This is a genomic window from Lacrimispora sphenoides JCM 1415, assembly GCF_900105615.1.
GTDB lineage: Bacteria > Bacillota > Clostridia > Lachnospirales > Lachnospiraceae > Lacrimispora > Lacrimispora sphenoides.
The window spans coordinates 2,913,537-2,935,387 of sequence record NZ_LT630003.1 but is presented as its reverse complement, the minus strand read 5'-3'; the positions used below and the strand labels follow the sequence as shown (position 1 = coordinate 2,935,387).

The following is a 21,851-nucleotide window of genomic DNA, read 5'->3' as shown; positions in this document are numbered from 1 at the left end:
AATATTTTCCAGAATATGGAATAGTGGGGGAGCAAGTGATGAAAACCGGTAAATTGCTGGAAGAGCTGATCGATATTGCAAAGACGTCGAAAACAGACTTTGCAATCAGCATGAATATGACTCCTAGTGGATTAAGTAAGATATTAAAAGGAGGAAGGCTGCCTTTTTTAAAGGAAAAGAGAGCATTCAGCAGACAGGCTGCTGCCTATTTTGCCGAGATTCTGTATGGCCATGGCTGTTATTTGAAATTTATTCATATCTTTCCGGTCATATATAATTTCAGTTCCAGGTATGAACTGGAAATATTTCTGGCCTATGCCATAGAATATGCTTTTGATAAAGATTTTGACGAGGAGAACAATGGGAATCTGGGCTATCCGGACAGGGAAGCCAGCTTTTTGGGGAAAAAGACCATTCTGAACATGTTTTGTGTGCTTGTTTCCGATCATATCATGGTTAATCATGATATTCCCCTTGAGTTTTACAGTACCCTTTCTTTTTTTGACCATTCATATTCCGATATCTTCCAAAGAATAAAAATATCAGGCTCCCTGAAGCGGGAAAGAGCTGTCTTTAACCACTATTTTGATATGTCCGTAATTGAGGCGTCAGCCATCAATAATAATACTGATATACTTTCCTCCATAGTCGGAGCACAGGAGTATGTAGACTTAAATTTATGGAAAATCACAAAAGAAATGAATTGCACCTTTTTACTATTAAAGGGGCAATTTCTTCTGATCTTCAGTCTCCAGCTGGATGGGATGCCCCTTATGACCTTTGTCAGTCATAAAGGCTATTTAAACGTCTTCTATAATTCACTTGTAAAGAAAGATGCTAAGAAAATAAGCTATAGCGGAAGAGAAGCAGTTACTGTTTTGGAAGCAGATTCTTCTATTCTTACCAGGCTTATGGATATGCATGTGGAAGCTGTATATAATTTTATTTCCATTGGTTATTTGATCGGAGAAAAGGATTTGGAGTCAGTGAACGGGAGGGCAGTCTCAAAAAGAGCCATTCTGGAACTTTTTCGTAGAATACTGGATAAGGAAACTGCTTTTTTCGTGACTGTGGATGCAATGATTGGTTTTTGCTCTACGGGAAAAGCGATTGTACCTCTTTTTGGCGTCGTTGACTTTCCGCCCGAGGAGCGTATCCCATACCTACAAAGGTTTAATACTTTTATTAATGATAAAAGTTCTGATAAAGTCAGGATCGTGAACAGTGAACAGCCGAAAGCGGCAGTATTCTGTTTACAGGGGTTAAATCTGATTTATACGATTGACCATGATTATAAAAATGAAAAAATTCATTGCTTTGAAACGGATCTTTTTCAGTTGATTTTAAGCAGGGAAACATCAGAAAGTACGATGAAATTACTGGATTTCAGCCCGGACTTATGGCTGGCGTATCTCGATGAGATGTCCAGGAACCTTGGCAGATCTGCTTTATAAAAATATAAAGGAGGTTCCAAAGGCTAGGGTATAAGCCTGAAAATGCAATTTGAAGGCTGCTGAAAATATGATAAAACGGAATAAGATTATAACATTCAAAGAAAACCGGTGCCAGGATTCGAATCCTGACACCGGTTTATTTAATTAAGAAATTATTATTCTGGCTTATCCTTGGTATTCTGACATTTTTACCTGAAGTACGTGAACCCGAAATTTGATAAAGGATCTGGTGAATATGAAATTCAGTTCTGTTTTCTTTAACGATTTTGCTAGAATAAGATAAGAATTTTATAGCAGAAAGGGTCAGAGTATGGTAAGGAAATGTATATGATGACAGCTGGTGCCAGATATGGAAAAGTACTGACTTTCATATTTTATACTTGTAAAGTACAAAGTTTCTCAATATGTGGATCAACATTGCTATTTGCTTTCCCCACTAAGGCGTGTTTTCAAGGCTTTGATGGTGTCAAGCAAATATAGCTGTTCGTCTTCAGATAATCCCTTGATTACTTCATATAATTCAGTTAATATCTTTGCCCTCTGATTTATTCTTGCAGTGTTCTCCATCTCCCCCGAGCCATTCATTAGCCAGTCTTTGTTTATATTAAGGGTCTGGCAGATGGCATTTATGACTATAGTTTGTGGTTCTGTTTTATGCAGCTTAGACAAGCCAAAGACTGCTTAACCACCACGGGAACAGTGGTGTAGTTTGGAGCAATAAGACTGCTGTTTATGCATTAATCAATACAGATTGAGAAAAATGGGATAAAGTTATGTTGAGAGAAATTGTTAATTAAATAAAGGATATAACCAAATCAATATACAGCAGGAAGCGGGTTTATGTAAATATGAAGAGGTCAGTAAAAACTTATCGGCCAAAACATGCCGCAGCAACGAATTACTCCAGCCAGTCATTCTGGCTCTCCCTTATAAAATGTACTGTGACTGCGGTGGCGGTAGCGGTGATTTTTAATACAATGTTTGGAATTGCAGCTGTATCAGGGACCTCGATGGAACCGACTCTTTATGATGGGGATATAATCATATTTTGGAAACAATCAAGTTCATATAATAGAGGGGATATTATATTTATTAAGGCAAATGGACGGAAAGATTACGTCAAGCGAATCTGCGGTATTTCCGGAGATGTGCTGGGGTTTGATGATGATAATGGACTTTTTCTTATAAATGGAGAAGTACAAAAAGAGCCGTATATCTATGAAAGGACTTATGGGAAGCCGAAAATCGGTTATCCGCTGAAGGTTTCCGAAGATCAGTTTTTTGTTATGGGAGATCACCGAAGTGATTCACTGGACTCCCGCAACTATGGTACTGTAAGTAAAAAACAGATCAATGGAAAAGCTCTCATCCTATTTCGTGGCAGGTTATAAACGTATGAAATTATTGAAGGCAGAGGTACAGTATGAGAAAAAAATGTAATTGGCACATTGGCCTTTCGCTGTTGCTGGTAGTGGTGCTGATTATAGGATTGCTGCCGGTTACAGGTATCGCCCAGAATGACAATGAAGGAGAACTAATTTTGTCCTTTGACATGCCTGTGACAGAAATCATTGTTCCATTAGGTACGGTAAGTGCAGATATTCCGTTGCCTGTAACCCTGACAGCAACCCTGGAGGGCGGCTCAACAGTGGACATACCTGTAACATGGGGAACCAGTGGATTGTATCAAAAGGATGAGGCAGGAACCTATCTGTTTACTGCTGATATCGGAACCTATGTCTATGCACAGGCACGTCCTGTTGCTGTGGTAACAGTAGCACCCTTAGGCGAACTTTCCCATGAGAATCAGATCAGCGGCAAGCTATGGCTGGATGAAAATGGTGACGGTGTAATGGATGAGGGTGAACATGCTATTGCAGGTTATCCTGTCAGCCTTTATACAGCAGATGATAAAAGCACGGCAATACGGAATACGAAAACTCTGTCAGACGGGACCTATCGGTTTGATAACGTGGAACCAGGCAGTTATGTGGTTGGAATAGCATCTGAAACCATTGAAGAAACAGAATATCTTCTGCCGACAGAAGGAGTAGCCGGTGATAATAAATTTAATCTGGTTCAGATAGACGAGAAAATTACAGCTGCTTACAGCGAACCGGTTGTGATCATGGAGGATGTTAATACTGCGGCAGAGAATATAAATGCCGGACTGTACCAGGGAGCCAAACGATTTTCATTTCTAGCAGGATCATTCATAAACCTGCCTCTAGGAGGAAATGTACTTGCCAGCGGTGACACGGGCAAATTGGTTGTAATGGAGGCGGACGGGGATCCTTTAAGCGGCTATTATGAGGCATATACCGCAAATGAAAGCGGCTTGCGTGCGGCGCTGCTGGGAATCTACCAGAGGAACCAGGCAGAATCAGATTATATTATGTATTTTGGTTCCAATATTACGAATCTGCCGGGAAATATTTTTAATGATACCAGTTCCGCAACCGGTACCGGGGATGTTACATTTGCCTCCTTGCGTGAGAGATTAAATACACTTGTGCTGACAGGGAATCAAGAGGATCCGGTTACAGACACGCCGGCGGCTTCCGCCCCCTCCAATGCAAGCCTCATCTCCGTTTCAGGCACCGGTGAAAGATATTTCGGCTGTAACATCATTCTCCGCAATATCCGGCATACGTTTAATGCGAGTGAAATCGGAACACAGGGTGTATATATGAACGGGTATGCCCTTACCCTGGGGGGAAACTCCTGGCAGACGGCAGCCACCCGTTATTTTGGAGGAAGCAGCACCGGGTTTGTTACGCCTTATGAGGAAACTGCCTCCATCACGGTTTATTCTACCGGCAATGGAGACTCTTACTTCATCGGCGGTATGAGGACAGGCACCTTAAATGGCAATGCTGCTGTTACGATACTTGGTACCAGCGGCAATACCTTCAGTATCCGGGGCGGTGGCCTGGGCACCTCTGCCAGTGTACCTGCCAATATTACCGGCAGTGTGACTAACACCATCATCAATATGGCTACCGGGAGCGGTGGATTGGAACGTTTCCTTGGCGGGGTGGAATATGGGTCCGTAGAAGGTCCGATCACCAATGAAATCAGCGGAAGCGGCAGGTTTACATCCTCGGATGCAGGATATACCTGGACTTCAGGTACAAGCCGTTTTATCGGAGGCTCTCTTTACGGTGATGTGGGAAGCGATGCCACGCTGGGAAGTGCTGTGGATACCTCCGATCTTACAGGTCTTTTATATACGGACGATTACGTCATCAAGAACTATATCGATACCAGCAATTTTACTAATGGAAGAGCGTGTTATATCGGTACTAATTTTCAGACCGGTATTGTTAAAGGTAATGTTATTAACCTTGTGAAGGCAGGTACGGACAATAACGGATCCCTCAGTGTTTTTTCCGGAGGTGCAAGTATCTACGCGGCCATCGGGGGTGTCTGGCAGAACCAGTTCACGTATTATCCTTCCACTGCAAAGGTCACAAACGTGGAGGCCGGCCTTAACGCAGCTAAGGCTGCATCCGATTACCAGCTGTACGGGAATATTACAAATGTAATATATTCCGGCAGTATCTGCTACAGCGCAGACAATGAGCATTGGTTCCGCGGTGCCGGCTGGGGATATATGGAAGGAAATGCTTTTTCAGAGGTTGGAACAGAAGGAATAGCCTATCTGGGAAACTATAAAAGTTACAGCTATTCTACCACCAATAGATCTCAGGGATACAACACGGGATTCGATCTGGTCGGAGGCGGAGGAACTATCTCAGCTAACAACAGTTTTTGTATCAAGGGGGATACGACTCTGGTCACCAGGAATGTCCTTGCACGCTGGACCTACGGCGGCAGTTTCGGCGGGGTGCAGGTGGGGGATTCTGTGCGGATTCATCATGGGGGGGTGGTTGATACCTGTGAGGGAACCGGCTTCAATAGCTTTATCCATGTAGGAGATGGCCGCGCAGAGGTGCATGGCGGACAGGTGGATTGGTTTCTCAGCGGCGGTGGCTGGAACGATTCGTATCAGGATGGGAATGTAAGCGTTGAAGTTTTTGATAAACCAAATGTTTACATAAATGCTTCAATGGGAGGTACCTATGGTTCTTCGACTACCCACTATATCAGTGGCGATTCGACGATAGTCGTACATGGAGGCAATTTTTCCGGAACGGCTCGTGCTGACGTTTTCCGGGGGTTTTCCGCGGGCCCGTCATATGCCGGGTATATTTACGGCAATGCAAGTGTCACGATCGATCTGCGAGGAAACCAGTATGGTTTTTCCCTTGCGTCCGGTGACAGTATCAGCGGAGGACGAAGGCTGGGGGCTGGTACAAGCTCTTATCTAGGTACAGATGCAAGCAATACGGTTACATTGAATGTTCTCACTGACGATTCCAAGACGGATCTGCTGAATGGGCTTAACATATACGGAGATTGTTCTGGTACGGCAGCCAGCGCAGGTAATACAAGGGCCGGGCGTATTATCATCAATGTCAATGCCCCTAATGCCATCATCGGAAATCTTTACGCCACGGATTATTCGAATCTTACCGGGGGAACTTTAAGAAGAGATGTGCAGGTAAATCTGGTTTCTGCGGGAACCATTACAGGACTTTGTGCCGGCAATGGTACGGAAAACATCATAAACACCGTGGCCTCAGCAAGTGAACAAGCCGGTAAGAAAGCAGTAATAAACGTTGGACCGCAGTCTGCGGATCCCAATGATATCCTGGGTGACTGGGAAACCGGCCAGACCCCAGACGGCCTGCCTCATCGGATTTTGATTTCCACGAACGGTATCATCGGCTTTACCTCCATGGATATCCAGAAACGTCTGCTGGTAGCACAAAACGGTAATATTAAAAACGGTTTAAATGCCACAGTATCCAATCACGGCACGTCCTATCATACCTTCGGAGATGTGACCCTGCATGCCGGGGAAGGGATGGAGGGTGCAGGCTTAGGTATTGCCTCTGCCGGCGCATCTTTCATTGCGGGTACAGCACGTGTGGAAGGCGAAGGCCAGGTATATATCCAGTCTACCGGTCAGGTAGACCAGATCGTTCTCACTGATATCATAACCACCGAAAATAACGCGCTGACATGGCTGAAGGTGGGGAATGTAAGTGCGGACAGCAATCTGCAGACGAACTGGTTCGGAGTCAGCAGCGGCTGGCGCGTCATCACTTTGAATCCGGATAAAGAAAAAGCAAAAGACAGGATCACCCCTGTGAATTTCAGAGGCTCTGAGGAGGCCACAGGAAAAACGTTCATCGGGGACAGCGATACGCATTTCTCTGGAAATAATGGATATGCGGTTGCAATTCTCGGTTCGGTCTATAACTGGGAGGTAACGGAAGGATATGGCAAGGTCTCTCATAATGTTCCGGTATCTACCACAGTGCCGTCTTCCGGGCAGTCTATAAGCGCTTACGGTACTGTTCCGGCAGATACGCCGTCAGCAAAAGGGTCCATTGCTCTTCCAAGTGCCTTGATTCCAGGAACGGTTCCTTATCCGGTGTTTTCCTTTATCCCGGATTCTTCCCGCGGTGAACATGTGGAAAGCGTTGGCATCTTCGGTTCAGACCGGTATATATCCGCAACGCCGCATTTGTACCACATTGATGCAGGTGATGTTAACCAGGTAAAAACCTGGACAGCAAGCGGTGACGACAAGGACTATAGCTTTGATATCAGAGCACAGTTTGCCCAGGGCGATACCCAGGTATCTGCCCAGGACGTCATTATCACAGAATCGGAAGCGGCAGCCATTAACAGTGTGGATGATGTCATCTCGTATACGCAGGCCAGCGGATCCCCTTTCTTCGGAAACAATATAACGGCCCAGCTGCTTGATGAGATCCGCACGCCGCTGGGGCTGGATCAGACGTGGCGGACCCATACAGTCAGCTATACAGCGGGAGATGAGACGCTGACGGGGGGTCAGGTACATACAGACGCCCGCGTTACCGTTGTGAGAAACGGAACGGCTGTATCAGCGGACCGGAAGTATGCCCTCTATGCCAATGATGGGACGATGACACTGGAACAGGCCCAGTTGATAGGCAGCCAGACGGCTCTGGACAGCGGATTTACAAAGGCGGTGGCGATTCTTGCAAATGGAACGACTGCAGTGCCATCCATTAACAATGAAGCTCTTCCTGCAATTACAGGTTCGACTGCCTCAACGGTTCCCAAAGATGTTCCGGTCAGCTATTCTTATGCTCCGGATGGGCAGTCCCAGGCAGTTACGAAACAGGTAAACGTACATATTAAAGGCCCAAGTGAAGTAAATGTTACCATTTCCAAAAGAGTAGCAGGCGACTACGCAGACAAAACAAGGGAATTTTCGTTTGCAATATACGTTCGGGACAGCAGCGGAGCCGCCGTCCCAGCCGGAACTCAGCTTTTATATACAGGCAGCACGGTATCCGGCTCGGGAGCAGAGGCACCGGCCAACGGAACACTGATACTTAATGAGGAAGGAAAAGCCACGTTTACGTTGAAGCACGGCCAGCAGATAACCATTAAAGATCCTGTGCCGCAGGGCAGTGTCCAAATTGTAGAATCACCCGATCCGAATTACAGCGTGTCTTTTACGGACAACAGCACCACAAGCGCAACAAACGGTTCGGATACCGGGATAGTCAGCCTTGCAGGAGCAGACAGATCCTTTGATTTTATCAACACAAGAATTTCTGTCGTACCGACCGGCGTATTGATGGGAAGCATACAGGGGCCAACTCTTCTGGGGCTGTCCATGCTTTTGCTGATGGGACTGTTTAGCGCCTGTATGATTAATTATCGCCGGAAAAGGAGTTTGTGATATGTCTGAATTGCAGAAACACGGAGAAAATAAAGCAGCAGAAAAAAATTACGAATTTCCGGCAGAACCATCACTTGGAAAAGAAATCGTGTTTCTTCTGGCAAAAATAGCTGCGATCATCCTCGCCTTCCTCTTGGTGTTCACGTTTTTGTTTGGTCTTTGCCGCAATTCGGATGCCTCTATGGTTCCGTCCGTTAAAGACGGAGATCTGGTGATGTTCTACCGTCTGGACAAAAGCTATGTTGCCCAAGACACCCTTGTGCTGGAGTTTAAAGGAAAGAAACAGGTGCGCCGGGTAATCGCCACAGCAGGTGATACGGTAGATATCACGGAAGACGGGCTTCTGATCAATGGCGCGCTTCAGCAGGAAGCAGAAATCTATACACCTACGCAGCGGTATGAAGATGGCGTAGAATTTCCGCTTACTGTCAGGGAAGGAGAAGTATTCGTTCTTGGTGACAGTAGGGAAAACTCCACAGACAGCCGTATATACGGAGCTGTAAGGGTGAAAGACACACTGGGGAAAGTAATGACGATCCTCAGACGTAGAAATATATAGCATATGTGGATCGGTAGGCGGCAGGAATGTCAGAATACAACCCCGCCCTCCCCTATGTTTATATAAGAAAGTACAAGAAATAACAATTAAGGAGTAAAAAACGATGAAAAAAAAATTCAATGAATTACGAAGGAGGTTGGCGTCCATGGCGCTTGCCGTGGTCATGTGCATGGGAACTGCCGCATCCGCATTTGCGGCCGGTGATCCGATCTTCGGTACGGAAAATACACCTGCAGAGGCAGCAATTACGAAAAATCTGATCATGCCGGTAGGAACTACAACACCTGATGCGACTTTTACCTTCCAATTTTCACCGGTAAGCGTTGACGATAGAACAACGCCTGATGATTTAGACACAATGCCGACGGTAGGTCCAACGACAATTGCATTCACAGCCAGCGATACAGGCACTGATTCAGGTACTGTTCCAGGCACTGATATTGTCGGCTTCAAAACAATATTAAAACAGTCTGGGAACATACTATCCGGAGTTACCTTTCCCCATGCGGGAGTATACGTATATCAGATTGAGGAGAATTCGAGTGTGACAGGCTATACACCCGGGGAAAATGAAACATATGTATTTTCTCCTGCACAGTACACGCTTACGGTGTATGTGAAAAATGGTGTAAATGGACTGTACGTGGCTGCTGTCGCTTCAAGTATTGCTGTGAATGACAGCAGTAACCAAACTTCCGCTCCTGGCGATAAGGTGGACCCGACTCCGCAGCCAGGAGACCCTAACATCACTGGCAATTACAGTAAAATAATGTTTACCAATACCTATTCAAAGACCGCAGGCGGCATTGACCCTACGGATCCGAATAACCATGTTCTTACCATAGGAAAAGCTGTTTCAGGCGATTATGCCGATAGGACCAAATATTTTGCATTTCAGATAACGGCGACTCAGCCGGGTGTCGTACAAGGTTCTGCTACATATAAGGCGTATGTTCTGGATTCAGGCAATAACGTAGTAACATCAGAAGACAACGCCTCAAACCTGCAAACTGACGACAACGATTATTCGTATATTGTATTTACATCGGGAGCCACGGAAACAGTCAATCTCAAACATGATCAAAAGCTGGTATTTACTGACCTGCACATTGGTGCAAAATATGTTGCAGTAGAAAGTGCAGTGGAACATTATACAGCATCCGCATTGGTCGTGGAAAACGGGGGAGGTGCAATCCAAATTTTTAATTCACTCGAAAATCTGGCACTTAGTACCGGCACCAAACTGATAGGAGAAAATGCAAACAGTGCGGCATTCACCAATACCTACAGGACCATTACTCCTACAGGCGTGATTATTAACAACCTCCCCTATGTTATGATTTTGATTTTGGCAGCAGGGGCATTTGCGGCATTTGTAGTAATAAAATCCCGTAAAAAGCGCAACTATGTTCCCCATCGTTAGGCCGGGACGGAAAAGCGGCAGGAATATCCTGTGATTTACATTTAACTTACCGGAAAGGGGTCTCATATGGACATAAAAAGAATCGGCAGAAAAGCAGTAAAAACCGCAAACAGTATTGTAGATTTCCTGGTTCTGACTGTCATTCTCCTGCTGGTCGCTATAGCTTTTTATGCCATATGGGACTCGGATCAGGTATATCAGGCAGCGGATGCTGCCCAGTACTCAATTTATAAGCCGGATGCAGAAGAAGGCAGCATATCATTTGATGAACTTAAGGCAATTAACCCGGAGGTATTCAGCTGGCTCACAGTTTATGGCACGAATATTGACTATCCGGTAACACAGGGGAATGATAATGCAAAATATGTAAATACCAATGCATTAGGAGAATATTCCCTGTCGGGAGCGATCTTTTTAGACTACTCCAATAGTAAGGATTTTCAGGATTTTAACAGTATTTTATACGGACATCACATGGAAAAACAGGCAATGTTCGGAGAACTTGGCTCATTCAGCAGCAAAAGCTTTTTTGACAGCCATGTATACGGAAATCTGTACTATAACGGGAAAAATCATGGATTGGAATTTTTTGCTTTTATTAAAACGGATGCATACGACGGAGGAGTGTTTGCGCCGCGGGTCCAGGGCAAAGAGGCACAGCAGGCTTATCTGCAATATCTGTTGGATAAGGCAATGTATACCCGTGAAACCGGAGTTTCGACGGAGGATCATATACTGCTCCTGACCACCTGTGCTTCGGATGCCACCAATGGAAGAGATATCCTGGCAGCCAGGATCATGGAAGAATGTTACACCAATACATTTGACAAGGAACTATCGGGCGATACAAACGAATCAGTATCGGTGGACCGGCAAGCCGGTCTGTGGAAAAGTCTCCCCCAGTGGCTGAAGATCATGCTGCCGGTTATGCTGATAATCCTGTTTGCTATTGCAGTTTATCATAAAGTTAGAAGAAACACGAAAGGGGTTAATGGAGATGAGCTCCAAGAATAAAGCGAATCCGAAAGGGATAGCTGTGTGGTATCTGTTTATCCTCAGTCTTATGGCCATAGCATTTCCCCTGGATACTCACGCAGGAACGGAGCCGGTTTCCGTTACTCTATATGTAGATCAGGTATTCGTAAAAAACAGTTCCGCATCAGATGTTAACAATGTGTTTTTGTATGACCTTATTTCTCTGGATCCGGGAAATCCAATGCCGTCAGGGAGTCTAAGCAGTGTCCATTCCTTTACGGCTGCCGGTACAAGCGTGAAAGAAGTCGGTCCTATCACCTTTTCTAACACTGGTATATATCGTTACGAAATCAAAGGGGATGCATCATCCCCGGCCAGTGGATATTCCTATGATACTCAGGTTTATTCGGTGGAAGTCTATGTGAAGAGGATCGCTGAAGAGCTTTCGGCTGAGATCATTGTAAAAAAATATGACGGCAGCAAAGTGGGCAGCATTAAGTTTGAAAATACTTATACTCCCCTTGCAAGCGATCCCGAGATTATGGTAGATCCGCCGGTGAAAAAAACAGTATCCGGCAACCCATCAAAAACCAGTAGTTTTACCTTTTCCCTGACGGCCAGAGATGGGGCAAATCCCATGCCGGAAGGCAGCGAGAATGGTGTCAAGTATATCACCATTTATGGTTCCGGTGAAAAGGATTTTGGTACATGGAGTTATATCCGGGAAGGTACTTATTATTATACTATTTCTGAAGTAGTCCTTCCGAACACCGGATATACTTACGATGACTCTGTTTACACGATCACCGATGTGGTAAAGGATACAGATGGACAGCTTGTAGTTACGCGGACGGTAACAAACGGCTCAAACAAGCAGGTGGAATCCTGTACGTTTATCAATAAGTACAACGGAGGAGGCGGAAGCAGTGGGAGCGGCGGAAGCAGCGGGAAAGGGAGCGGTGGAAGCAGCTTAGTCGGCCCTGGTGTCAAAATCGATGAAAACAGTGACAACAGCCTGCAATTTTTAAATGGAGACACTCCGCTTGCTAACCTTCTCGAAGATGAAAGCAATGCCGGTTCTGGTGCATACAGCCCAAAAACCGGTGATGATATCAGATGTGAATTGTATGCAGCAATGCTTTGTACAGCTGCTGCTGTCGCGGCGGGGTGTGTGATCTATCTGATCCTGGCCGCCAACCTCAAAAAGAAAAATCAACGGAAAGATGATAACGGTGAAAAAATCACAGGTGAAACATGTGTAAAAGGCAAAAGATAATTATAACAGCAGTATGGCTCCTTCTGATCGGTTCGATCTGTGTCATCGTGTTTTCCGGGTATAAGCTTAAGGAAAGCCTGCAAATTTATGCAGAAGGGGATCAAAGCTATGAGAATCTGAAAGAGCGGGTCCGCCGTCAGGAAAGCAGCAGTTCTTCTGATTACATAGAAGTATATGAGCCCGGAGCAGAGCCGGCTAAGGACATTCCCACGGTCTCCATTGATTTTGAAGCGCTGAAAAAGATCAATTCTGATGCAGCCGCATGGCTGTACTGCCCGGACACCGTAATTGACTATCCGGTTATGCGTGCCCACGATTATGACTGGTATCTTCATCATCTTCCGGACGGTACCTATAATGCCAATGGCACTTTATTTCTCGATTACAACTGCCCGGAGGATTTTAGCGGAAGCCTGAGCATTATTTACGGACACCATATGAAATCCGGCGGGATGTTTGGAACACTGACAGAGTACAAGGCGCAGGATTATTATGAACAGCACCCTAATCTTTACCTTTACACTGAGCAGGGAAACTATCGGATTGATTTGAAATATGGCTGTGTCATCAGTGCGGGGGAATGGCGTAGCCGGGCGTTTATGTATGAGGTAAATCGAAAGGCATTGTTATCATATGCCTCGTCAAAAACAACGTTTGAGAGCAGTGCTGTATATACGGATCGTGACAGGTTCCTTGTGCTTTCCACTTGCAGCTATGAATTCGACGATGCCCGGTACGTTGTAATTGGTATTTTGCGGCCGGAATACGGAGACTGATGAGATAGAGGAAAGGAGTAAATAATGGTACTGACGAAAGAAGCGATTCAAGCGGTTAAGCTGACCAAAAGATTCAGGAGATGCTATGATGCCCAGGAAGTTGATATCCTCCTGGATGAGATTGGGGAGGCAGCGGAAGAGCAGTGCCGGGAACTGGAACATCTGCGCAGCGTGCGCATGGAATACAACCAAATGAAGAATCAGATTTCAGAAGCTCTGCTGGCTGCACAACAGACTGCTAAGGAAATGCTTGAGCAGACCCGGAATAAATGCAACGAAGAGCTGGCGGCAATGCAGCAGAGAAGAATTACACTGCAGCAGGAGATATCCGGACTTGAGAGGTATAAGGCTTTAGAGCTTGAGAAGATTCGGAAAGATCTTGAGAGTCTGTTGGGCGATCCTGAATCAGATGAGGCGGCGCAAGAGGTAGCTGCATCAAAATAAGGAGGAATATCAAATGAAAAAATATACAGCATTCCTCATCTCTGCGGTATTGTGTTTCAGCTTAATTACCGGGAAGATCGTTCAGGTATATGCACAGCAGGAGGAAGTAAAGCTGGAAGAATCGGAACAAGTGGATAACACGGAGCAGGATAGGGAAACGGTAAAAGATCCTGAGGAGAATGCCGCAGGCAGCAACGAGCAGGAAACGGCTGAGCCTGACACGGAGCAAAGCGATGCAGATACATCAGAGAACTCTTCGGAATCGGAGATTCCCGATGGATCAGAAGTTCCCGAATCGGATTCTGATCAGACAGAAGAGGAAGAGCAACAGACCGGTTCCGATGGAGACGAGGAAAGTGAAAATCCTGAGGAAAATGGGAACCAGGAGGAAAGTGAAATTCCTGAGGAAAGTGAGAACCAGGAGGAAAGTAAGATTCCGGATGAAACAAAGGTCCCGGAAGAAAGCGAAGGCAATCCGGATGTTGCGGCATCCATGGAGGCTGCATATACCGGCTTTTATGATCATATCAGTGATATTGCCGAGCTGCTTGATATGTCAGATAACTATACGCTCATAGAGGGTGATGATAATTTTTGCGAAGCACTTGCCGTCTATGCCATAAAACATGATCAGACCGGGAATTATCCGTATGATGTGAAAATAACAAATGAGGCTGATTTTGACGAACTTCAATCCATCTATTGGAGCCTGAATATGGTAAACGGAGCTAAAAACGAAAAAGAATCGGTTATCCGTGTAACACGGCTGTCCGGTGTGGATGTATATGCCTTATCCGGTTCTGATAAAAAAGTTTTTCAGTCACTCACTACGAACAAAAACAGAGAAAAAATTTGTACACTGCTTTCAGACTGACAGAAGAAAATCCGATAAACACAGATACGAAAGAGGAGAAGGATTGTATGGTAAAAAATGAAGAAATACAGGACATCTGCAGCGCCATGACTGTAACGGACCGCATCAGCACAATGCTGATTTGCTTTCAAGGAAAAGAAGGGGAAGATTTTTATGGTGAAATCCTTAACTGCTACATAGAAAAGCCTGTCTGCTTTTTTGGTATCGGTGATATGATTCTTAAATTAGATGAAATCTGCGACTGGATCGGTTCCCCTCAACCAACCACTGAACCAAGATTTCTTAATAAAAAAATGGCTGAGCAGTATGCGCTCAGGACCAGGAGGAATAACAGAATACCGGAAAAGGCCAGTATTCAGCTGCAGAACAGTATGGTTCTGTATTCACAGGCCAGTCGGGCGAAGAACACGCTCTTAATCAAAATAGAGTTTCGTCAGAACGCCACCATGCAGGGAAGAGTGATCGGAAAGTTAACATCAAAAAAGTATATAAGCTTCCGAAGCGCTTTGGAACTGATGCGTATGATAAAAGAAATTTCCATAAAGACAGAGAGCACTTATAGATAGGCAGTTAATCAGTGCTTTTAATGGCATGCTGCCTGCATGTTAAAATCCCCTGCATCTGCGGTCAATCCAGATGCAGGGGATTCTGTCTGATATCCTTACACTTTAATCTCAAACATGATTCTTTCTCGGTCATCTATTTTTCCCCCCTGTTCCGGGATTCCCCAGGACTTCTTTATCCGGCTTCATGGCTGTTATGCGGTACAGGCTGCACCAAGGTATCGGTAAAAATACATATGGAAAATGATGTGAAATGTGTTACAATGGCAGAAGCGGAAAAAGGAAATTTACGCAGAGAACGTTTCATCATAGGAGAGGAAAACATGAAAGAAAAAAAGTCAATGATTAATGTTATGATCGATGGGATCTCAGGAATCTTCCTGCCTATTATCAATCTGTTAAGCGCGGCAGGAATATTAAAAGGCATATTGACCATTCTCACCGCATCTAATATTGTGTCAGGAACAAGTGAGACTTATCTGGTGTTAAATGCCATGGCAGACAGCCTGTTTTATTTTCTGCCTATGGTACTGGCATTTACCGCGGCAAAAAAATTTGGCTGCGACCCATTTACTGCAGTGGTCATCGGCGGAGTGCTTTTGTATCCTTCCCTAACTAAAGTATTTGAGGCTGGCACTAACATATTTTTTGCCGGAATTCCCATGAAGGCCGTTATATATCATTCCGGTGTAATCCCCATCATCCTGGCGGTTGGACTTCTTGTATATGTGGAACGGGTGGTAAATAAAATACTGCCGGATCTGATAAAAGGTTTCTTTGCCCCCTTGATCTGCATTGTAGTTGTTGGACTGGTCACACTGTTTGTATTCGGGCCAATCGGGAATGTAATAGGAGACGGCCTGGCTGCGGCTTATGAATTTGTATATCAGATCAGCCCAATGATTGCAGGTGCAATATTAGGAGCGGTGATCCAGCCGATGGTCATATTTGGTTTTCACTGGAGTTTTGTACTGGTCGCAATGAATAATATTTCTGTAAAAGGCTCTGATACCATACTGGCTTTGATCGGGCCTGCAGTATTTGCCCAGGCTGGTGCGGCACTTGCGGTGGGTTTGAGAAGTAAGGATAAAAAGTTCCGGTCCCTCTGCTTATCTGCCGTAGTGTCTGCATGTTTCGGAGTTACAGAACCGGCTATGTTCGGCGTGAACCTGCCGTTAAAAAAGCCTATGATTGCAGTATGCATCGGCGGTGGGGTGGGAGGAGCCATAGCAGGATTTTCGGGAGCTCAGGCAATGACCTTTGCTTTCCCAAGTGTGATTACATTACCTGTTTTTCTTGGAAGGGGATTTGGGCTGTTTGTTGTAAGCTGTTTTGCCGGTTTTTTAACGTCATTTTTGCTGACGTTATTCCAGCCGGGGGCAGTTTATGACGGAATCGCTTCAGAAGCCGCATGTTAGAGGGGAAGTGATCTGACGTTTCATATCTATATTTATATGAATTCATAAAAAAATCACAATTTATCTGATGAAATTTAAGGTTTGTTTCAGCTTTACATGGTAAAAAAGAAGCAGATAAAAAAATTGATTTAACCTAGAGTGAGGAGGAATTTATATGTATATGTTAAAAAGGTCTGCAGTATTTATCACAGCAGCTATTTTGTCTGTGACTCCAATTACGGCATTGGCGGCAACGGGAACCCAGATCAGCAGTGTTTCACTTTACATATCATCAGAGATTGAGGCCGGAGAAAGCGGCAGTGATGTTACGGTCACATCCAGTTCCAGCAAATTCAGTATCGACGATGTTGAGGTTACAAATAAACCGGATGAAGAATGGAAGGATGGAAATAAGCCCAAATTAAAGGTTACTTTAGAAGCAGAAGACGATTATTACTTTGCCTCTGGTTTTTCCAAAAGCAGTGTAAGTCTTAGCGGTTCTGACGGGACGGTCAGTTCTGTCAGCCGGAGCAGCAGTGAGCTGATTGTATATATAACGCTTGATGCTTTGGAGGATGATGAAAGTGATCATGAGCTGGCAGTGAGTAACCTGGAGTGGGATGAAGAAAACGGCACAGGCTACTGGGATGAAAGTGAGGATGCCAATAAATATGAGGTACGCCTTTACAGGGGAAGCAATGCAGTGACTTCCGTGCTTACAACCACCTATACCAGCTATGATTTTTCAAGCTATATGACGAATAGCGGGAATTACTCCTTTAAAGTACGGGGAGTATACAACTCATCCAATAAAGGGAGTTGGGAAGAATCTGACAGCTGGTATGTATCAGCCGATGTGGCAGAGGAGATCAGTTCCAAAAGCCCAAGCGGTGTTTCAGGGCCGGGAAGCAGCACAGGAACGGGCGCATGGCTGAAGGACAGCACAGGCTGGTGGTATTGTAATGCGGACAAAAGCTATACCATCAGTAACTGGCAGTATATTAACGATTGCTGGTATTATTTTAATAAGTCCGGATATATGGTTACAGGCTGGATCCATTGGAACTCCATATGGTATTATTGCGGAGAAAGCGGAGCCATGCTTATAAACACTACAACGCCGGACGGATATGAGGTAGGAAGCGACGGGGCGTGGATCCAATCATAAAACAGATAAAATATTGCTATGATAAAGAAGGACAGGAGTGTTATATTCCTGTCCTTTTGAATGTTATTTCCTAATGCTGCATGTGTCAGTGAATCCTCACCATTTCGTTGGTCCACACTGCCGCCAGATTTACCGCTCCCCGGAAACCGGCAAGCGGAGGCTCATAGGCATGGCGCCAGATGTGGTCAGGTACTGCAATCTGCAGGTTCTGGTCTCTTTTCGCCATGTGCAGCAGTTCACCGCTGCCCATAAGAAAGCCCTTTGAATCGCTTGCAGCCCTTTCTTTGGCGGAGTCATCCAGATAGGCCATATCTCCACCTGCCATATCGGAACAATCACAATAACATTCGGTTCGTGAAAATCCAAAACATTCTTTTCCGTATTCTGCAATTCCAGGCACTACATCGGCATGTCCGGCAAGAACCAGCTTATTATCTTCTCTGTGGACACGGAGGAAGCGGGCCAGTACCGTCTGCATTGGCGCAATTTGCTCCAGTGCATTTTCTTTTTCCCGGCGGATAAACGATTTGTCCGCCTGCCTGCCGCATATGGCTGCCGCATCCTCCAGCCAGTCAAGGGTTCCCTGGATTCCATAGGGGCGTGCCGTTAGATAAGGCGTGCCAAAGCGTTCCTGAAGATATTTCGCGGCGGCTTCGCCCTCTCGGCGAATAACAAAGTTCAAATGAGCCGCACCCAATGTTTCAAGCTGAGAGATGCTTGTTCCGGAAGTCATAGTACACAGATGCTCCATTCCCAAGGCACCTGATGCCATCCGGGCGATCTCTGCGGCATCAGCATGATACCGAAACATGTCCGCACAGGAGCCGATGATGTTAAAGGAGGGCAGTCCCGTTTGATGCACTTCCTTAGGCAGGGTTTTACAGAGCTCCAAAAGGGTAAATTCCACCCCCCTGTGCCCGCAGACATCAAATCCACCTGCAGTCAGCGGGATCAGGCGTGTATCGGGAAATTGGGGCGACAGCTCCTGAGCCAGTGCTTTTAAGTCTATTCCAATTACCTCCGGCACGGAGGAGGGCAGCAGGAAGATGGTTTTTATGCCCTGATTTTCTGATACCCACTCCACCGCACGTATCAGCCGGCTGGTATCCCCCATGGCAATATCGGTTTCTCCGATATGGGTGGAATAGAGCTTTCCGCCAAAGGAACCCATCCGGTGAAGGAAGGTCCTTCCATAGGCCATATGTCCCATGCAGCCAAATTCTATCACGGCCGACTGGGCGATGCCGGATAAACACCAAAGTGAGCCCATCCGCCCTGACAGGGGCGGTGCTGTTTTATACAGTCCCATTGGTCCGTTCCTCCTTTCCTGTCCTAAGCGCCCTGGTCATGCGATTCAGCAGGTCAATGGTCCTTTCATATCCTATGTGACCGTATAGGTCCAGTACGGGCACGCTGGGCGGATTGTTCCGGCCCCTGCCGCCCCAATCCCCCATCACCAGATCCGGGCGCAATTCCTCAATGATCTGCATGTCGGCCTGCTCATTGAGCATCAGGCAGATGATAGGGTTTATATCCTGCCCGGTCAGCATCTCTTTCCAGCGAGTGTCTGAGGGATAAAACTCCGCCATGTGAATCATGATGGGAGACATTCCCAGGTCCGATAAATAAGCCGACAAGGGCAGCGGCTGGACCGTGCCTAAATTTGCGCTGATATACTGCAGGGCTTTCAACTGGGCTGCCGCCGCTTTCTGTGCTCTTTTCCCTTCTTTTTTCTGTTCGTCAAACTCATGTGCCATCTCTAAGTCTAAATACTGCCCGATCTGTGAGTAAGTGCTTTCTATCTCCCGGACATTGTAAACATCATGGAGGCTGACAAAGGGGATGTCATGCTCCTTAACCATCCATTGGGCGAGAGAATCCATAAATGGGGAAAGGACGAGATTCAGTCTTGCGTCTCCGGAGGATATAAAGTCATCCAGCGAGGAATCCGGTGCCAGAAAGCGCAGGGGCACACCCTGCTGTTTTAGAAATGCAATCAGATGAGGCATGGGAACATGCTCCTCTAAGGCGCTGCGGCCAAGGACATTAACAGTCATTCCCTTACTGACGGATTTTTCAATGGTCTTTCCCATTGCCAGAAGGGTTTTCCAATATCCTGGCTCATAGCCGCCACATTTAAAATTCCCAAAGGGAAGGTGGATGAGCATTGCTTTTACCTCTGGCTGCATCTCAAGACAGATACTTTGCATATCAAGGCCAATGAGCTCCGGCACACAGGTGGAAAGGAGCAATATAAGCCTTGCACCGGCTTGATCCATTTCCCGGATGGCTTCCATCAGCCCTTTTCGGGATCCAAATACCACCTCTTTGCTGTCCAGGACGTAATTCCAATGCAAAGCCTCCTCCCCATAAGGGGATGAAAGGGGGACGTTACGGCTGTAGTACCCGCATTCGGCAGTGCCGATCAGGAGTGTAGACACACCTCTTATGTTAGCGGCCAGGGCCAGTGCCGTGTGCATAGGGCAGTGGACGCCGGGATAGGCAGCAGGTGTCAGCTGGCGGACGGCTGTCATGTTCCTGACAGCTGACAGACATTTTAAATGTTTGATATCCTTCATGAAAGCCCTCCTTCCAGAAGCAGTCGGGCGAGGTCCTGATACCTTTTTGCCATATGGCTGTCAGGAAATGCCTCCACCACAGTTTTTCCCTGTACTTCCGAACGCTGCACATAGGGATCCCGGGGGATATGAAAAAGGACGGAAGCGTCTATTTCATCGGCGGCTTTTTGTACAAGCCCTTCTTCGCCGTCAAAGTTTTTAGCGTTGAAAATCAGACCCCGGAGGCCGGCATAGCCTCTGGGCGCAAAGCTCTTGACCGCTTGCGCGATGTTGGCGGCAGCGTAAAGACTCATCATTTCACCGGAAGTGACAATGCATACTTCGTCTGCGTAGCCGCCCCGGATGGGCATGGCAAATCCTCCGCAAACCACGTCGCCTAATACGTCATACAGCACCACATCAGGAGAAAACACAGAATAAGCATCTAACTCTTCCAGCGTTTCAAATGCAGTAATGATGCCCCGGCCGGCACAGCCCACGCCTGGAACCGGCCCGCCGGATTCTACACATAAAACACCGGTTTCACTTTTGAACACGATATCGTCCAGTTCTACATCTCCTTTATCCCGCAAAGTGTCCAGTACAGTGGGGATGTTTTTTCCGCCCGTTAAGTTACGGGTGGAATCTGCTTTTGGGTCGCAGCCGATTTGCAGTACGGTGAGCCCCAGTTTTGCCATGGCAGCAGATAAGTTGGAAACCGTAGTTGACTTCCCAATGCCGCCTTTTCCATAAATAGCAATTCGTTTCATAGTATTAAACTCCCTTAGTCAATTAAATGGTATGAGATGCAGGCAGGTCTGCCGGTTCGGGGGTCGGCGGCTATTTCTGCATCGATGTGAAAGGTTTCCCGTAAAACCCCGGGCGTCATGATCTCCTCCGGCGTACCCTGCGCGACAATGCTTCCACCCCGGATGGCCACGAGAAAATCTGAAAAGCGGGAGGCAAGATTTAAGTCATGGAGCACCATGGCAATGGTACAATTCCGTTCCCTGTTAAGCGTTTCTAACAGTTCCAGAACTTCAAGCTGATAGGCCATGTCTAAGTAGGTGGTGGGCTCGTCAAGTAAAATCAAGTCGGTCTCCTGGGCAAGAGCCATGGCAATCCACACTCTTTGCCGCTGCCCGCCGGAGAGGGCATCAACCGCTGCTGTTTCTAAACCGGTGAGCCGGGTCACTTCCATCGCCCATGAGATCTTGTCCTCATCCTCTTTCTTTTCCTTGCCCAGACCATGACGGCGGGGAAAGCGCCCATAGGATACAAGCTCCCTCACGGTCAGACCTGCTGGCGCAGTGGGCGTTTGAGGCAATATGGACATCCGCTTTGCCACCTCTCTTGTGGGAAGGGCCTGGATATCACTGCCGTTAAGAAGCACCCAGCCTTTTTGCGGCTTAAGGATACGGCCGGCTGCTTTTAATATGGTGGATTTTCCGCAGCCATTGGGCCCTATGAGGGAAGTGACTTTTCCATGGGGAATCATCAGATCCAGACAATCCACCACACGATGTCCGTCATAGGCCAGCCTTAATTTTTTAGTTGCTATTGCGTTCAT

The 21,851-nt window shown here is 46.4% G+C and carries 18 protein-coding genes; 13 read left to right on the top strand and 5 right to left on the bottom strand.

Annotation, left to right across the window (positions count from 1 at the left end; all coding sequences use genetic code 11):
• Positions 1–38: 38 nt before the first annotated feature.
• The gene (locus BMX69_RS13235) at positions 39–1,454 is read left to right on the top strand and encodes a hypothetical protein (protein WP_100043850.1); all 1,416 of its coding nucleotides are present in this window, start codon (positions 39–41) and stop codon (positions 1,452–1,454) included.
• 420 nt (positions 1,455–1,874) lie between these two features.
• On the opposite strand, the gene BMX69_RS24475 is transcribed toward BMX69_RS13235, so the two are convergent.
• Positions 1,875–2,123, bottom strand: a complete 249-nt coding sequence (locus BMX69_RS24475) for a hypothetical protein (protein WP_054790321.1) — start codon at positions 2,121–2,123, stop codon at positions 1,875–1,877.
• A 179-nt stretch (positions 2,124–2,302) separates the two neighbouring features.
• Between BMX69_RS24475 and lepB (BMX69_RS13225) the strand changes: the two genes are divergently transcribed.
• The 12 genes from lepB (BMX69_RS13225) (at position 2,303) to BMX69_RS13170 (ending at position 17,723) form a co-directional block, all read left to right on the top strand.
• Positions 2,303–2,845: a signal peptidase I gene (lepB, locus tag BMX69_RS13225; protein WP_100042591.1), complete on the top strand. Its 543-nt coding sequence runs from the start codon at positions 2,303–2,305 to the stop codon at positions 2,843–2,845.
• Between the two features lie 32 nt (positions 2,846–2,877).
• Positions 2,878–8,268: a DUF7601 domain-containing protein gene (locus BMX69_RS13220; protein WP_100042590.1), complete on the top strand. Its 5,391-nt coding sequence runs from the start codon at positions 2,878–2,880 to the stop codon at positions 8,266–8,268.
• Position 8,269: 1 nt separating this feature from the next.
• Positions 8,270–8,827: a signal peptidase I gene (lepB, locus tag BMX69_RS13215; RefSeq protein WP_054790315.1), complete on the top strand. Its 558-nt coding sequence runs from the start codon at positions 8,270–8,272 to the stop codon at positions 8,825–8,827.
• Positions 8,828–8,930: 103 nt separating this feature from the next.
• A complete protein-coding gene (locus BMX69_RS13210; RefSeq protein ID WP_147297062.1) occupies positions 8,931–10,250 on the top strand; it encodes a DUF7601 domain-containing protein in 1,320 nt (439 codons plus the stop codon).
• A 66-nt stretch (positions 10,251–10,316) separates the two neighbouring features.
• A complete protein-coding gene (srtB, locus tag BMX69_RS13205) occupies positions 10,317–11,264 on the top strand; it encodes a class B sortase (protein ID WP_100042589.1) in 948 nt (315 codons plus the stop codon).
• Complete coding sequence (locus BMX69_RS13200) at positions 11,248–12,501, top strand: Spy0128 family protein (protein WP_160117913.1); 1,254 nt, start codon at positions 11,248–11,250, stop codon at positions 12,499–12,501. The genes srtB and BMX69_RS13200 overlap by 17 nt, the downstream gene beginning before the upstream one ends.
• Positions 12,480–13,277 carry a class B sortase gene (locus BMX69_RS13195; RefSeq protein ID WP_054790312.1) on the top strand — a complete coding sequence of 266 codons (798 nt, stop codon included), beginning with the start codon at positions 12,480–12,482 and terminating at the stop codon, positions 13,275–13,277. The genes BMX69_RS13200 and BMX69_RS13195 overlap by 22 nt, the downstream gene beginning before the upstream one ends.
• Positions 13,278–13,301: 24 nt before the next feature.
• A complete protein-coding gene (locus BMX69_RS13190; protein ID WP_054790311.1) occupies positions 13,302–13,721 on the top strand; it encodes a DivIVA domain-containing protein in 420 nt (139 codons plus the stop codon).
• Positions 13,722–13,734: 13 nt separating this feature from the next.
• Positions 13,735–14,595, top strand: coding sequence for an ICP22 family protein (locus tag BMX69_RS13185; RefSeq protein WP_100042587.1), 861 nt, complete (start codon positions 13,735–13,737; stop codon positions 14,593–14,595).
• Positions 14,596–14,642: 47 nt separating this feature from the next.
• Entirely contained in the window at positions 14,643–15,161 is a 519-nt protein-coding gene (locus BMX69_RS13180) for a hypothetical protein (RefSeq protein ID WP_100042586.1), read from the top strand.
• A 233-nt stretch (positions 15,162–15,394) separates the two neighbouring features.
• Entirely contained in the window at positions 15,395–16,576 is a 1,182-nt protein-coding gene (locus BMX69_RS13175) for a PTS transporter subunit EIIC (RefSeq protein WP_242941256.1), read from the top strand.
• 154 nt (positions 16,577–16,730) lie between these two features.
• Positions 16,731–17,723 (top strand): hypothetical protein, encoded by a 993-nt coding sequence (locus tag BMX69_RS13170; protein WP_054790307.1) that lies wholly within the window; start codon positions 16,731–16,733, stop codon positions 17,721–17,723.
• A gap of 85 nt (positions 17,724–17,808) precedes the next feature.
• On the opposite strand, the gene BMX69_RS13165 is transcribed toward BMX69_RS13170, so the two are convergent.
• Genes BMX69_RS13165 through BMX69_RS13150 form a run of 4 tightly spaced genes read right to left on the bottom strand, consistent with a single transcriptional unit; the run spans position 17,809 to position 21,851 of the window.
• Positions 17,809–19,032: a nitrogenase component 1 gene (locus tag BMX69_RS13165; RefSeq protein WP_100042585.1), complete on the bottom strand. Its 1,224-nt coding sequence runs from the start codon at positions 19,030–19,032 to the stop codon at positions 17,809–17,811.
• Positions 19,019–20,302, bottom strand: coding sequence for a nitrogenase component 1 (locus BMX69_RS13160; protein ID WP_054790306.1), 1,284 nt, complete (start codon positions 20,300–20,302; stop codon positions 19,019–19,021). Before BMX69_RS13160 ends, BMX69_RS13165 begins: the two co-directional genes overlap by 14 nt.
• Positions 20,299–21,051 (bottom strand): nucleotide-binding protein, encoded by a 753-nt coding sequence (locus tag BMX69_RS13155; RefSeq protein ID WP_100042584.1) that lies wholly within the window; start codon positions 21,049–21,051, stop codon positions 20,299–20,301. Before BMX69_RS13155 ends, BMX69_RS13160 begins: the two co-directional genes overlap by 4 nt.
• A 14-nt stretch (positions 21,052–21,065) precedes the next feature.
• Positions 21,066–21,851: an ABC transporter ATP-binding protein gene (locus tag BMX69_RS13150; protein WP_100042583.1), complete on the bottom strand. Its 786-nt coding sequence runs from the start codon at positions 21,849–21,851 to the stop codon at positions 21,066–21,068.